Source organism: Akkermansia sp. AE01SA01, from assembly GCF_036417395.1.
Taxonomy (GTDB): Bacteria; Verrucomicrobiota; Verrucomicrobiia; order Verrucomicrobiales; family Akkermansiaceae; genus Akkermansia.
This window is the reverse complement of sequence record NZ_CP143890.1, coordinates 397,970-411,853: the sequence shown is the minus strand read 5'-3', so window position 1 is coordinate 411,853 and position 13,884 is coordinate 397,970. Positions and strand designations below refer to the sequence as shown.

Below are 13,884 nucleotides of genomic sequence, written 5' to 3'. Positions count from 1 at the left end.
CAAATTTTTAAAACACCACACCACTCTGGCACAAGTTGATTCAAAAAGCTGGCACGGTTCTTGCTAGGAAAAAGATACAACAGTTAACCATGATGAGTGACTCGACAAGAACACAAGCCATCAGCGCCATCGCCTCCCTTCCCGTGAGCGGGGTGAGCGAGAGCGCTCCTGTCCGCATTGATTATTACGGCGCCGACGTTTTCAGTACGGAGGTGATGAAGAAGTACCTGCCCAGGGACACGGCAAAAACTCTCCTGTCCACCATCCAGGACGGCCTGCCGCTGAACGCGGACATTGCCGCGGATGTAGCCCACGCCATGAAGCAGTGGGCGCTGGAACGGGGAGCCACTCACTACACGCACTGGTTCCAGCCCATGACGGGTTCCACGGCGGAGAAGCATGATTCTTTCCTGGACCCCAAGGACATGGAGCCGATCATGAGCTTTTCCGGCAAGAACCTGATCGTGAGCGAGCCGGACGCTTCCAGCTTCCCCTCCGGCGGCCTGCGCTGCACGTTTGAGGCCCGCGGCTACACCGCGTGGGACCCCACCAGCCCCGCCTTCATCAAGAGGCACGGGAACGGAGCCACCCTCTGCATTCCCACCGCCTATTGTTCCTATACGGGAGACGCTCTGGACAAGAAAACCCCTCTGCTCCGCTCCCGGCAGGCATTGGGCAACGCCGTCAAGAGGCTGATGAAGTGCTTCGGGCTGCCGGACGAACGCGTGACCATCACGCTGGGACCGGAACAGGAGTATTTCCTGATTGACAAGAATTTCTATCTGAACCGCCCGGACCTGGTCCAGACGGGCCGCACCCTTTTCGGCTCGCCGCCCGCCAAGCACCAGCAGCTGGAAGACCATTATTTCGGCTCCATCAAGCCGCGCATCCTCAATTTCATGAATGATGTGGAAAAGGAACTCTGGCGGCTGGGCATTCCGGCCAAGACGCGCCACAATGAAGTGGCCCCGGCCCAGTTTGAACTGGCCCCCCTGTTTGAGGACGTGAACCTGGCGATCGACCACAATATGCTGGTGATGGAAATCCTGCGCCAGCAGGCCAGCAGGCACGGGCTGGTATGCCTGCTCCACGAGAAGCCCTTCGTGGGCGTTAACGGCTCCGGCAAGCACAACAACTGGTCCATTTCCTACGGGGAAAAGAACCTGCTGGATCCCGGCACGGACCCGCAGCAGAACGCCATTTTCCTGACCGTGCTGACAGCCATCATCGAGGCTGTGGACAAGCACAGCGACCTGCTCCGCAACTCCGTAGCCAGCGCGGGCAACGACCACCGCCTGGGCGCGAACGAGGCGCCTCCCGCCATTATCTCCATTTTCCTGGGCGACCAGCTTAATGAGGTGATTGAGAATATCATCAATGGGGAGGCCGGATGCGGCAGACGGAACGACACGCTCAAGATCGGCGTGGATACGCTGCCCGTCCTGCCCAGGGACGCCACGGACCGCAACCGCACCAGCCCGTTCGCCTTCACCGGCAACAAATTCGAGTTCCGCGCCCCCGGCTCGGCCCAGTCCTGCGCCGGACCGATGATGACGCTGAACACCATCGTGGCGGAAGCCTTCGACTCCCTGGCGGAGGAACTCTCCTCCTTCGCGCCGGAAACCTTCCTGTCCCAGCTCCAGGAGACGCTCAAGCGCAGGATTTCCGAACACAAGAGAATCATCTTCAACGGAGACAATTATTCGGAGGAATGGGTGAAGGAAGCGGAACGCCGCGGCCTTCCCAACCTGAAAAACACGATGACCGCCCTCCACAGCCTGGTGAATGAGAAGAATGTGGCCCTGTTCGAGAAGTACGGGGTGTTCTCCCGCAGGGAACTGGAATCCCGGTTTGAGATTTTCCTGGAGGAATACCACAGGCGCATCCGCATTGAAGGGCGCCTGTCCTGGGAAATGGCGGCCACCATCATCCTCCCTGCCCTGCGCAACGAATACAAGCAAACCGTTTCCGCGCTCTCCAGGGCGCTGGACGCCAAGCGGACCAACGGGACCGCCGCCCTGCAAAAGCTGGCGGACAAGCTGGGCGACGCCCTGGATTCCGTCGTGTCCGACCTGGATACTCTGGAAACCGCGCTCACGAGCTGCCATGAAGACATCCTTGCCGCGATGTCCCGATTGAGAACCAGCGTCGATGCCGCAGAAACCCTGGTGAACGACCGGTCCTGGCCTCTCCCCAAGTACCGGGAAATGCTGTTCATCTATTAGGGTGCACCGACGAGCTCCGGAGCTTTGCCGGCCCCTTGCGGGGCAAGCCTCTGCCCGCAGAGGAAAAAGGCACGGCTCCGGGGCCTTGGCGCCCCTGTCCCGGCCGCCCTTTTCCCACTGTTTTCCACCGACCACCACCCCCTGAAAAATCCGCGTCATTGGCTGTAAAAAAACTTTCCTCCGGAGCCCTGCGGGCACTTAATTCCCCCGGCGGAAATCCACGGTCCAGAACCACAGGATTCTTCCATCGCCATTATGCCTAAAGATACCTCTATCAAAAAGATTCTCGTGATCGGCTCCGGCCCGATCGTCATCGGCCAGGGCTGCGAATTCGACTACTCCGGCACCCAGGCCTGCAAGGCCCTCCGGGAAGAAGGTTATGAAGTAGTGCTGGTAAACTCCAATCCCGCCACCATTATGACGGACCCGGAGACCGCCCCGCGCACCTACATTGAACCGATCACTCCGGAGTTTGTGGAGAAGATCATCATCCGGGAGAAGCCGGACGCTCTGCTCCCCACCCTGGGCGGCCAGACGGCCCTGAACTGCGCCATGGAACTCCACCGCAGCGGCGTGCTGGAGAGGGAGAACGTGCGCATGATCGGCGCCAACGCGGACGCCATTGACCGCGGGGAGGACCGCAACCTGTTCAAGGAGGCCATGATCCGCATCGGCCTGGACGTGCCGCGCTCCGGCATCGCCCACACGATGGAGGAGGCGCGCCGGGTAGCCGGGGACATAGGCACCTTTCCCCTGATTATCCGCCCCGCCTTCACGCTGGGCGGCATGGGCGGCGGCGTGGCGTACAACAAGACGGAGTTTGAGGAAATCTGCGCCCGCGGGCTGGACCTCTCCCCCGTCTCGGAAATCCTGATTGAAGAATCCCTCATCGGCTGGAAGGAGTTTGAAATGGAAGTCATGCGGGACCGCGCGGACAATTGCGTGGTGATCTGCTCCATTGAGAATATTGACGCGATGGGCGTGCATACCGGGGATTCCATCACCGTGGCTCCCATCCAGACCCTGACGGACAGGGAATACCAGGTCATGAGGGACGCCTCTTTCGCCGTCATCCGGGAAATCGGCGTGGAAACGGGCGGTTCCAACATCCAGTTCGCCATCAACCCGGCCAACGGCCGCATGATCGTCATTGAGATGAACCCCCGCGTTTCACGTTCCTCCGCTCTGGCCTCCAAGGCCACGGGGTTCCCCATCGCCAAGCTGGCCGCCAAGCTGGCCGTGGGCTACACGCTGGACGAACTGCGCAACGACATCACGAGGGAAACGCCCGCCTGCTTTGAGCCCACCATTGACTACGTGGTGACCAAGGTCCCCCGCTTCACGTTTGAAAAGTTCAAGCAGGCGGACGAGCACCTGACCACCTCCATGAAATCCGTGGGGGAAGCCATGGCCATAGGCCGCACGTTCAAGGAATCCCTGCAAAAGGCCCTGCGCTCCCTGGAAACGGGCCGCTGGGGCTGGGGATTCGACGCGAAGGCGCCGCAGAAGCCCACCGCGGAGGAAATCACGCGGAAGCTTGCCGTCCCCACGGCGGAACGCATTTTCTGGATTCAGACGGCGTTCAGCAGCGGCTTCTCCCTGGACGAGGTGCACCAGCTCACCCAGATTGACCCCTGGTTCCTGGCCCAGATGCAGGACCTGGCGAAGGCGGGCGACCGCCTGGATACGCTGGACCTGCGGGAAGCCAAGAAACTGGGCTTTTCAGACAGGCAGATCGCGCTGGCCCGCGGAACCACGGAAGAACATATCCGGAAGGAACGCGTGGAACAGGGCATCATTCCCGGCTACCGCCTGGTGGACACCTGCGCGGCGGAGTTTGAAGCGTACACGCCTTATTTCTATTCCACTTACGGGGACGAAAACGAGGCGCGCGACACGGGCCGGAAGAAGATCCTCATCCTGGGAGGCGGCCCGAACCGCATCGGCCAGGGCATCGAGTTCGACTACTGTTGCGTGCACGCCTCCATGGCCCTGCGGGAAATGGGGTATGAAACCATCATCGTCAATTCCAACCCTGAGACCGTCTCCACGGACTACGATTCCTCAGACAAGCTTTTCTTTGAACCCCTGACGCTGGAAGACGTGCTCCACATCTGCGAGCAGGAGAAGCCGGACGGCGTCATCGTCCAGTTCGGCGGCCAGACGCCGCTGAACCTGGCCAACGCCCTGGAAGCCCACGGCGTGCCCGTCATCGGCACCAGCCCGAAGGCCATTGACCTGGCGGAGGACCGCGAACATTTCTCCGCCCTGCTGAAGGAGCTGGGGCTGAAGCAGGCGGACGCGGGGACGGCCACCAACGTGGAGGACGCCGCCGCCATTGCCGCCCGCATCGGCTATCCGGTGCTGCTGCGCCCGTCCTTCGTGCTGGGCGGACGCGGCATGATCATCGTGTATGAGGAGCAGGAGCTGCGCCGGTACATGAACGAAGCCGTGGAGGCCTCCGAGGAACGCCCCGTGCTGATCGACCGCTTTCTGGAAAATGCCGTGGAGATTGACGTGGACGTCATCGCGGACCGGGAGCGCGCCGTCATCGGCGCCATCATGCAGCACGTGGAACCCGCGGGTATCCACTCCGGAGACTCCGCCAGCATGATCCCGGCCATGGGCATCTCCATGAAAATGCACAAGGAAATCACGCGCGCCTCCAAGGAGCTGGCGCGCCGCCTGAACGTCTGCGGCCTGATGAACATCCAGTTTGCCGTGAAGGACGAACAGCTTTACGTGATTGAGGTCAATCCGCGCGCTTCCCGCACGGTGCCCTTTGTCTCCAAGGCCATCGGCAAGCCGCTCGCCAAGCTGGCCGCCCAGATTATGGCCGGAAAGACGCTGGCGGAACTGGGCTTCACCCGGGAAATCACGCCGGAATACCACTGCGTGAAGGAGGCCGTCTTCCCATGGGGCCGCTTCCCGGGCATCGACGTGGTGCTGGGACCGGAAATGAAGTCCACCGGGGAAGTCATGGGGATTGACCCGGACCCGGACATCGCCTTTGCCAAGTCACAGGTCAGCGCCTTCAACCCGCTGCCCACGGAGGGCAAGGTATTCATCTCCGTGAATGACCGGGACAAGGAACGGGTGCTCCACATGGCCCGCCAGCTGGCGGACATGGGCTTCATCCTGTGCGCCACGCGCGGCACGATGATCCACCTGCTCCAGCACGACATTGAGTGCGAACGCGCCTACAAGGTGAACGAGGAGCGCCGCCCCAACATCGTGGACCACATCAAGAACGGGGAGATCAATTTCATCATCAACACCCCCGGCTCCCATGACGCCCGTGCGGACGACATCATCATCCGCTCCTCCGCCATCGCCACCAAGACGTCCTACTGCACGAACCTGGCCTCCGCCCAGGCCTGCGTAAACGCCATCGAGGCGCTGAAAAACAGGACCCTCCAGGTCCGGATCATTCAGGAATACCACGCTGAAACCCTTTAACCCCGCACCATACAGAATACCCATATCATGAGAGCCATTCTCGCACTGGAAGACGGCAGCGTCTTCATCGGTTCACACTTCGGAGCCACGGGCACGGAAGTGGGGGAAGCCTGCTTCAACACGTCCATGACCGGCTACCAGGAAGTCCTGACGGACCCGTCCTACAGCGGCCAGATTGTCACGATGACCTACCCCCTGATCGGCAATTACGGCGTCAACCCGGAAGATTACGAGTCCGGCAAGGCGCAGGTCAGCGGCTTCGTGGTGGCGGAGCTGGCGAAGGTTCCTTCCAACTGGCGCGCCACGGAAGCCCTGGGCCCGTGGCTGGAAAAGCAGGGCGTCATCGGCATTGAAGGGGTGGACACCCGCAAGATCGCCAAGCACCTGCGCTCCGCGGGCGCCATGCGCGCCTGCCTCACCACGGAGCTGACGCCGGAGGAAGCCGTGGAAGCCGCCAGAAATGCCCCCTTCATGGAAGGCTGCAACATCGTGGACAAGATCGGCTCCCACCCCATGACGCCGGAGGAAGTGGACGCGCTGGTGACGGAAGGGGAACTGCCCCCCACGGAGTACGACATCGTAGCCTTCGACTTCGGCATCAAGTACAACATCCTGCGCCAACTGAGGGAAAACGGCTTCCGTGTGACCGTGGTTCCCGCCCACACGACGGCGGAGGAAGTGCTGGCCATGAAACCGGACGGCGTCTTTCTCTCCAACGGTCCGGGGGACCCCGCCACGCTGACGGACATCCACCGTGAAGTAGCCGCCCTGATCGGGAAGGTTCCCATGTTCGGCATCTGCCTGGGGCACCAGATCATTTCCCACGCGCTGGGGGCGAAGACCTTCAAGCTGAAGTTCGGCCACCGCGGCGCCAACCATCCGGTGAAGGACCTCCGCACGGGTAAAATCAGCATCACGTCCCAGAACCACGGTTTTGCCGTGGATCCGGACACCGTGCCGGACGACGTGGAAATCACGCTGATGAATCTGAATGACAATACCGTGGAGGGCATCGCTCACAAAACGCTCCCCATTTTCAGCGTGCAGTACCACCCGGAAGCCGCGCCCGGCCCCAGGGATCCCCAGTACCTGTTCCGGGACTTCAAGCAGATGATTGCCTCACGCGGGCTGTAGGCGGAGCACAAAAAAACGAACGCCTTTCATGCCGCCGCATTTTTCCTCGTCACTTCTGGAAAAATGCGCTATTTCTTCCTGCGGCTCTGAATGAACGGAGCCGGTTTTCCGGTTCATAAACGTTCCGGCGAACGTACCCTGAACATACACTTACTTCCATTCATGAGTAAAATTGCATTGATCTCCGGCATCACGGGGCAGGACGGCTCCTTTCTGGCTGAATTCCTGATTGACAAGGGCTATGAGGTGCACGGCATCCTGCGTCGCTCCTCTTCCTTCAATACGGGCCGCATCGAACACCTGTACCTGGACGAATGGGTGAGGGACATGAAAAAAAGCCGTCTGGTCAACCTGCATTACGGAGACATGACAGACTCAAGCTCCCTGATCCGCATCATCCAGACTGTCCAACCGGATGAAATCTACAACCTGGCTGCTCAAAGCCACGTGAAGGTCAGCTTTGACGTGCCGGAATACACGGCGGAAACGGATGCCGTGGGTACCCTCCGCATGCTGGAAGCCGTCCGCATCCTGGGCATGGAGAAAAAATGCCGCATTTACCAGGCCTCCACGTCGGAACTCTTCGGCCTGGTGCAGGAAGTCCCCCAGAAGGAAACCACCCCCTTCTATCCGCGCTCCCCCTACGGCGTAGCCAAGCAGTACGGATTCTGGATCACGAAAAATTACCGGGAATCCTACGGCATGTTCGCCGTCAACGGCATCCTGTTCAACCATGAAAGCGAACGCCGCGGGGAAAACTTCGTCACCCGCAAGATTACGCTGGCGGCAGCCCGCATCGCCCAGGGGATGCAGGACAAGCTCTACCTGGGCAACCTGAACGCCCTGCGCGACTGGGGCTACGCCAAAGACTATGTGGAATGCATGTGGCTGATTCTCCAGCACGACGTTCCGGAAGACTTCGTCATCGCCACGGGGGAAATGCACACCGTCCGCGAATTCTGCACGCTGGCCTTCCGGGAAGCGGGAATCGAGCTGGAATGGGAAGGGGAAGGCGCGGAAGAACGAGGCCGGGACACAAAAACGGGCAAAATCCTGGTGGAAGTGGACCCCAAGTATTTCCGTCCTGCGGAAGTGGAACAGCTCCTGGGCGATCCCACCAAGGCCAGAACCCTGCTCGGCTGGAATCCCACCTCCACGCCGTTTGAAGAACTGGTGCGCATCATGGTCCGCCATGATATGGAATACGTCAAACACGTTGATATCCGCTGACCATGGACAACGACAGCAGGATATTTGTGGCCGGGCACCGCGGGCTGGTGGGGTCCGCTATCTGGAAAGCGCTGGAAAATAAGGGCTATTCCAACCTGATCGGCCGGACGCACCGGGAACTGGACCTGGAGGACCCCGCAGCCGTCCGGGAATTCTTTGACCGGGAAAAGCCGGAATACGTCTTTCTGGCGGCGGCGTTCGTGGGCGGCATCATCGCCAACTCCCTCTACCGGGCGGACTTCATCTTCCGCAACCTCCAGATCCAGCAGAACGTCATCGGGGAAAGTTTCCGGCACGGCGTATCCAAGCTTCTTTTCCTGGGAAGCACCTGCATTTATCCGCGGGAGGCGCCCCAGCCCATGAAGGAGGACGCCCTGCTTACCTCCCCGCTGGAATACACCAACGAACCCTACGCCATCGCCAAAATAGCTGGGCTGAAAATGTGCGAAAGCTTCAACCTTCAATACGGCACCAACTACATCGCCGTCATGCCCACGAACCTGTACGGCCCCAACGACAACTTCCACCTGGAAAACAGCCATGTGCTACCCGCCATGGTGCGCAAGATTCATCTGGCCAAGTGCCTGATGGAAGGGAACTGGGCCGCTGTCCGGAGAGACCTGGACGCCCGCCCTGTGGAACAGGTGGACGGAACGGCGGCGGAAGAGGCCATTCTGGCCGTGCTGGGCAAATACGGCATCTCCCCCGGTTCCGTGGAACTGTGGGGAACGGGAACTCCCCTGCGCGAATTCCTGTGGAGCGAGGATATGGCGGACGCCTGCGTCCATGTGATGGAACAGGTAGATTTCAGCCAGTTGAAGGGAGAGGATAGGAACGTGCGGAACTGCCATATCAACATCGGCACCGGGAAGGAAATCTCCATAGGCGATCTGGCGCGGCTCATTGCCGCTACGGAAGACTACCGAGGAAAACTGGTGTTCAACGCGGACAAGCCGGACGGCACCATGCGCAAGCTGACGGACGTCTCCAAGCTGCACTCCCTGGGCTGGCAACACCGCGTGGAACTGGAAGAGGGCGTGGAACGCATTTACAGGTGGTATCTGGGCCGGACGGCAGAAGCCGGCAACTGACCCTTCCGCCAGCTCCGCGCAGCCCATGACCCGCCTTCCGAACAGCCAGGATACGCCCCCCGCCAAACCCAGCCTGTGGGCGCTGAGCCCTCTGCTGGTGTTCTTCCTGCTCTACCTGGTTATTTCCGTGGCGGTGCAGGACTTTTACGCCGTGCCGGTCACCGTGGCGTTTACGGCGGCGGCCATCTGGTCCGTAGCCATCACGAAAGGGAAAAGCATCACGGAACGCGTGGACCTGTTCTCCGCCGGAGTGGCCAACCGGAACATCCTGATGATGGTCTGGATCTTCGTGCTCGCGGGGGCCTTCGCCCAGTCCGCGCGGGACATGGGGGCCATAGACGCCACAGTCCGGCTCACGCTGCACCTCCTGCCGGACAACCTTCTTCTGGCCAGCGTTTTCATCGCTTCCTGCTTCATCTCGCTCTCCGTCGGAACGTCCGTGGGAACCATCGTGGCCCTGGCCCCGGTAGCCGTGGGACTGGCGGAAGCCACAAACGTCAACACGGGCATGATGACGGCCATTGTGGTGGGAGGCGCCTTCTTCGGCGACAACCTCTCCTTCATTTCAGACACCACCATTGCCGCCACCCGCACGCAGGGCTGCGCCATGCGGGATAAATTCCGGGCCAACGTCAAGGTGGTCCTGCCCGCCGCCCTGCTCGCCCTGGCCTGCTACATGGCAGCGGGGTGGAGCGTCCAGGCGCCGGCGGCAGGCGCGGACGTGCAGATAGAATGGCTCAAGGTGCTTCCTTACCTGCTGGTGCTGGCCGCAGCCCTGGCGGGCATCCACGTGATGGCCGTGCTGACTCTGGGTCTGCTGGCCGCGGGAATGGTGGGCATGGGCATGGGCTACTTCTCCTGCATGGACTGGTTCCGTTCCATGGGCGACGGCATGACCGGGATGGGGGAACTTATCATCGTCACGCTATTGGCGGGCGGCGTGCTTGCCATGATCCGCTTCAACGGCGGCATCGCCTATATTATTGAAAAAATCACGTGCCATATCCGGGGAAGGCGCGGAGCGGAATTCAGCATTGCCGCACTGGTCTCCCTCGCCAACCTATGCACGGCGAACAACACCATCGCCATTATCACGGCGGGTCCTATTGCCAAGGACATCAGCGACCGCTTCAACATTCCGCCCAGGCGCAGCGCCAGCATCCTGGACACCTTCTCCTGCCTGGTACAGGGAGTCATTCCCTACGGTGCCCAGATGCTGATGGCCGCGGGAATCGCCCAGATCTCCCCCCTGCAGATCATGAAATACTTGTATTACCCCCTGATTCTGGGAGTGTGCTCCGCGGCGGCCATTGTCCTCGGCGGAAGGGCAAACCGGAAACATGCCTCCGGTCCGGAAAATCCGGCCTAGGCATTCGGAGGGCCTTCCTTCTTGAAACGAGAGGGAATAGGGTCTTTGTTACCGACATGTTACTCTTGTTATCCGCATGTTACTCAACATATGGGGCAAACATGTTATCATACATGCATGAGCCTTCATATAGAACCCACAGAAGAAGCAGTAGAAACCCTGCGCAAGGAAAGGCGAAAAAATTACATTGCCGCACTGGCAACATCCATTCTCTCCGTAGTCCTTGCCGGGGCCATCCTCTACTCCCTGACCATCATCATCGCCGCGCCAGAAGAACCCAAGGTCGTAGGCTACATCACGCCTGACGACGCGCCGCCGTCAGATACGCCGCCCCCGCCGGAAGTGCAGAGGGAAACCTCCTCCCCCTCCCATGCGGAAACTCCCGTCAAGGTAGTGGTGGCCGCTGCGGCAGCCCCGGTGAACCTGCCCAAGATCGACATTGACCCTCCCGACGAACCCGTCATGCTGGAAGAAGGGAACATGCTCGGCATGGGGAACGGATTCGGACCGGACCTGGGAGACTCCACATCCGCCTTCGGCTCCAAGGAACCCGCCGGCAGCACGCTGGTAGGCACCTTTTACGATACCAAGCAGACGCAGGGCGGCCGTCCCACCGACCTGTCACAGGAACAATTCTGCTCCATTCTTTCCCGCTTCGTGAACCGGGGCTGGAATGAAGCCGACCTGAACCGGTTTTACAAATCCCCGCAGCAGCTTTACGCGGCGCAGTTCTACGTTCCCAGAACCTCCGCCAGTGAGGCGCCCAAAGCCTACGGCTGCGCGGACAAGGTGAAGCCCAGCCGGTGGATCGCCATCTACCGGGGGAAGGTGCGCGCACCCAAATCCGGAACGTTCCGCTTTGTGGGTGCCGGGGACGACGTGATCGCCGTCCGCTTCAACAACCAGAACGTATTCGACTACGGCTGGTTCCAGGCCTCCCTGGGCAAGATGACGGCGGCGCAGGACATGAAATGGATCAATGCCATGCAGAACAAGCCCGGCAACGACGCCCTGAAAAAGGAACTCCGGGACGCCGGAATCAACGTGCCGCCCTCCACCTTCTACAAATACTCCACCACCAAGCACTGGAATGACACCATGGGCGGTGTGGTCGCCGGGAAAACGTTCACAGTCAAGCAGGGGGATGTCTATCCCATTGAAATCCTGATCAGTGAAATCCCCGGCGGGGAATTCGGCATGACCCTGCTGCTGGAAGAAGTAGGCATGGAACCCATGAGCAAGGATCCCAAGACGGGCGCCCCCATCCTGCCGCTGTTCCGAACCAATTACGGCGTGCCCAAGCCGGACAAAAACAAGGAACACGTACCTTTCGACGAAATCGGCATCGTCTGGGAATCCGTGAAATAACGCACGGAAAACCTTTCTTTCCCCCACATTCATGCCCGCAGGCCTCCTGCGGGCATTTTGCTTGCCTGGGAAACAAAGATATCCTAGCCTCCGGACATGATGCAGCCTTTCCGCTTCCATCCGATCTACCAGCCCCGCATCTGGGGCGGACAGCACATGAGAACCCTCTTGGGACGGGAACTTCCCGACCGGGAAACGGCCTACGGGGAAGCCTGGGAAATCAGCGACAGGCCGGAAGCCATGAGCATCGTGAAGGAAGGCGAATGGGAAGGCATGCCCTTGCACCGGCTGTGGGAGGAACACCGGGAGGAAATCTTTGGCCCCGGTTATGAACACTTCCCGCGTTTCCCCCTGTTGTGCAAGATACTGGACGCGCGCGAAAACCTTTCCGTCCAGGTGCATCCTCCGGAACGTACGGCGCAGGCATGGGGAGGAGAAGTGAAAAATGAAGTCTGGTACGTCCTCCACGCGGAACCGGACGCTCTAATCTACGGAGGCATGGAGGAATCCGCCACGGAGCAGGACATATACCGTGCGGCGGACGCGGGCCGGATGGAACAGCTTATCCGCTCCGCCCATCTGAACGCCGGGGAACACCTGTACATTCCCGCCGGGCTGGTTCACGCCATCGGCGCGGGCCATCTCATCGCGGAAATCCAGCAAAACAGCGATACCACCTACCGCCTCTACGACTGGAACCGGACGGACGACTCCGGACGGGGAAGAGAACTGCATCTGAAACAGGCCCTGGACTCCATCCGTGAATTCAGGGAACTCAGCCGCGATCCACGCTATCTGTCAGACACGCCCCACTTCACCTCCCGGGAATACCGCCTGGACAGAGGGGAACGGTTCATCCCGCAGGATGCTTCCCGCTTTGCCGTCCTGACGGTGCTCCAGGGTGGCGTGGGCTGGGACGGGAGGAAAGCCACGCAGGGGGAATTCATTCTTTCTCCCGTCCGGTCGGCGGCCGTAACAGCCACCGAACCGGACACGGTTCTCCTCTCAACAACGGTTTGAACAGGTCAATATGACAAAAAGGGTAAAGAATTCCGCACAAAGCCGGGGCTTTCACACTTTTTCGTTGCAAAGAAACAGGGCGGCTCTTAGTTTGGACTAAACTTTTTCCTGTACCAGTCTCCCATTCCTTGCCCTTCGACTGTCGTATGAACAACCTTTCCACCATCGCCACGTATCTTTCCCGTGTTTCCGGCCAGCTCCAGCCCATGCTGGAAAAAGTCCAGGGCATGGACCGCAGGACATTCCTGCTGGAAGCCGCCGCCCTGCTCGCCCTGACAAGCTGCGCTGAAACCTCCGGCAAGGCCGGCCCGGCGCCCATGATCTCCTTCACACCCTCCAGCGTTCCACTGGTGAAGCGTTCCCCGCGCCAGCTCCTCGCGGAATGCAACGTGCAGCCGTTGTTCATGCCCAAAACCTCCCCCCTGCGCCGGCGTTCCTCCCGCATGAAGCCCCGCTTCATCACCATGCACAACACGGAAAACCCGTCCGCAGACGCCATGCAGCACGCCCGCGCCCTGAACAACGGAGCCCTGCGGTGCAACTGGCACTACACGGTGGACCCGTACGTGGCCATGCAGCACCTCCCTTTGAACGAAACCGGCCGCCATGCGGACCGCGGCGGCCCCGGAGACATGTACTCCATCGGCATTGAAATGTGCGAAAAGCGCGGACAAAGCATCGTCAAAACCTTCGACCGCGCCGCCAAGCTGGCCGCCTACACGATGTACTCCCAGAACATCCCGCTGCGCAACGTGGTGCCGCACTACTACTGGACGGGCAAGCGCTGCCCCCATCTGCTGCTGGACAACGGCAAACCCGGCTTCAAATGGTCCTGGTTCATCTCCCGCGTGGACTACTATAACCGCTGCATCAGTTGAGTTCCCGTGCTCTGCCGCAAACCGGCAGGATGAGTCCCCAGCGAATCCCGGGGAAAAAATCCTGAAGGCGCGCCCATTGCCCCTATCCGCAGGTACGGAAAATTGACCCG

The 13,884-nt window shown here is 60.6% G+C and carries 9 protein-coding genes; all 9 read left to right on the top strand.

Annotated elements, in window-relative coordinates; translation table 11 throughout:
* Positions 1–89: 89 nt before the first annotated feature.
* The 9 genes from V3C19_RS01650 to V3C19_RS01610 all read left to right on the top strand — a co-directional run bounded on the left by V3C19_RS01650 (position 90) and on the right by V3C19_RS01610 (position 13,774).
* Positions 90–2,225: a glutamine synthetase III gene (locus V3C19_RS01650; RefSeq protein WP_330937129.1), complete on the top strand. Its 2,136-nt coding sequence runs from the start codon at positions 90–92 to the stop codon at positions 2,223–2,225.
* A gap of 255 nt (positions 2,226–2,480) precedes the next feature.
* Positions 2,481–5,684 carry a carbamoyl-phosphate synthase large subunit gene (carB, locus tag V3C19_RS01645; protein WP_295934105.1) on the top strand — a complete coding sequence of 1,068 codons (3,204 nt, stop codon included), beginning with the start codon at positions 2,481–2,483 and terminating at the stop codon, positions 5,682–5,684.
* A 27-nt stretch (positions 5,685–5,711) separates the two neighbouring features.
* The gene (gene carA / locus V3C19_RS01640) at positions 5,712–6,818 is read left to right on the top strand and encodes a glutamine-hydrolyzing carbamoyl-phosphate synthase small subunit (protein ID WP_295875188.1); all 1,107 of its coding nucleotides are present in this window, start codon (positions 5,712–5,714) and stop codon (positions 6,816–6,818) included.
* A 162-nt stretch (positions 6,819–6,980) separates the two neighbouring features.
* Positions 6,981–8,048: a GDP-mannose 4,6-dehydratase gene (gmd, locus tag V3C19_RS01635; RefSeq protein WP_130083595.1), complete on the top strand. Its 1,068-nt coding sequence runs from the start codon at positions 6,981–6,983 to the stop codon at positions 8,046–8,048.
* 2 nt (positions 8,049–8,050) lie between these two features.
* Positions 8,051–9,139: a GDP-L-fucose synthase gene (locus V3C19_RS01630; protein ID WP_130083596.1), complete on the top strand. Its 1,089-nt coding sequence runs from the start codon at positions 8,051–8,053 to the stop codon at positions 9,137–9,139.
* A gap of 25 nt (positions 9,140–9,164) precedes the next feature.
* Positions 9,165–10,508, top strand: a complete 1,344-nt coding sequence (locus tag V3C19_RS01625) for a Na+/H+ antiporter NhaC family protein (protein WP_130083597.1) — start codon at positions 9,165–9,167, stop codon at positions 10,506–10,508.
* 117 nt (positions 10,509–10,625) lie between these two features.
* The gene (locus V3C19_RS01620) at positions 10,626–11,876 is read left to right on the top strand and encodes a hypothetical protein (RefSeq protein WP_130083598.1); all 1,251 of its coding nucleotides are present in this window, start codon (positions 10,626–10,628) and stop codon (positions 11,874–11,876) included.
* A gap of 96 nt (positions 11,877–11,972) precedes the next feature.
* The gene (locus tag V3C19_RS01615) at positions 11,973–12,896 is read left to right on the top strand and encodes a type I phosphomannose isomerase catalytic subunit (RefSeq protein ID WP_130083599.1); all 924 of its coding nucleotides are present in this window, start codon (positions 11,973–11,975) and stop codon (positions 12,894–12,896) included.
* Between the two features lie 146 nt (positions 12,897–13,042).
* Positions 13,043–13,774 carry an N-acetylmuramoyl-L-alanine amidase gene (locus V3C19_RS01610; protein ID WP_295875191.1) on the top strand — a complete coding sequence of 244 codons (732 nt, stop codon included), beginning with the start codon at positions 13,043–13,045 and terminating at the stop codon, positions 13,772–13,774.
* Positions 13,775–13,884: the final 110 nt, after the last annotated feature.

What these genes read in the sequence shown, in the direction of transcription:
- V3C19_RS01650 (WP_330937129.1), top strand. Translation starts at nt 90, where the DNA reads ATGATGAGTGACTCGACAAGAACACAAGCCATCAGCGCCATCGCCTCC.
- carB (WP_295934105.1), top strand. Translation starts at nt 2,481, where the DNA reads ATGCCTAAAGATACCTCTATCAAAAAGATTCTCGTGATCGGCTCCGGC.
- carA (WP_295875188.1), top strand. Translation starts at nt 5,712, where the DNA reads ATGAGAGCCATTCTCGCACTGGAAGACGGCAGCGTCTTCATCGGTTCA.
- gmd (WP_130083595.1), top strand. Translation starts at nt 6,981, where the DNA reads ATGAGTAAAATTGCATTGATCTCCGGCATCACGGGGCAGGACGGCTCC.
- V3C19_RS01630 (WP_130083596.1), top strand. Translation starts at nt 8,051, where the DNA reads ATGGACAACGACAGCAGGATATTTGTGGCCGGGCACCGCGGGCTGGTG.
- V3C19_RS01625 (WP_130083597.1), top strand. Translation starts at nt 9,165, where the DNA reads ATGACCCGCCTTCCGAACAGCCAGGATACGCCCCCCGCCAAACCCAGC.
- V3C19_RS01620 (WP_130083598.1), top strand. Translation starts at nt 10,626, where the DNA reads ATGAGCCTTCATATAGAACCCACAGAAGAAGCAGTAGAAACCCTGCGC.
- V3C19_RS01615 (WP_130083599.1), top strand. Translation starts at nt 11,973, where the DNA reads ATGATGCAGCCTTTCCGCTTCCATCCGATCTACCAGCCCCGCATCTGG.
- V3C19_RS01610 (WP_295875191.1), top strand. Translation starts at nt 13,043, where the DNA reads ATGAACAACCTTTCCACCATCGCCACGTATCTTTCCCGTGTTTCCGGC.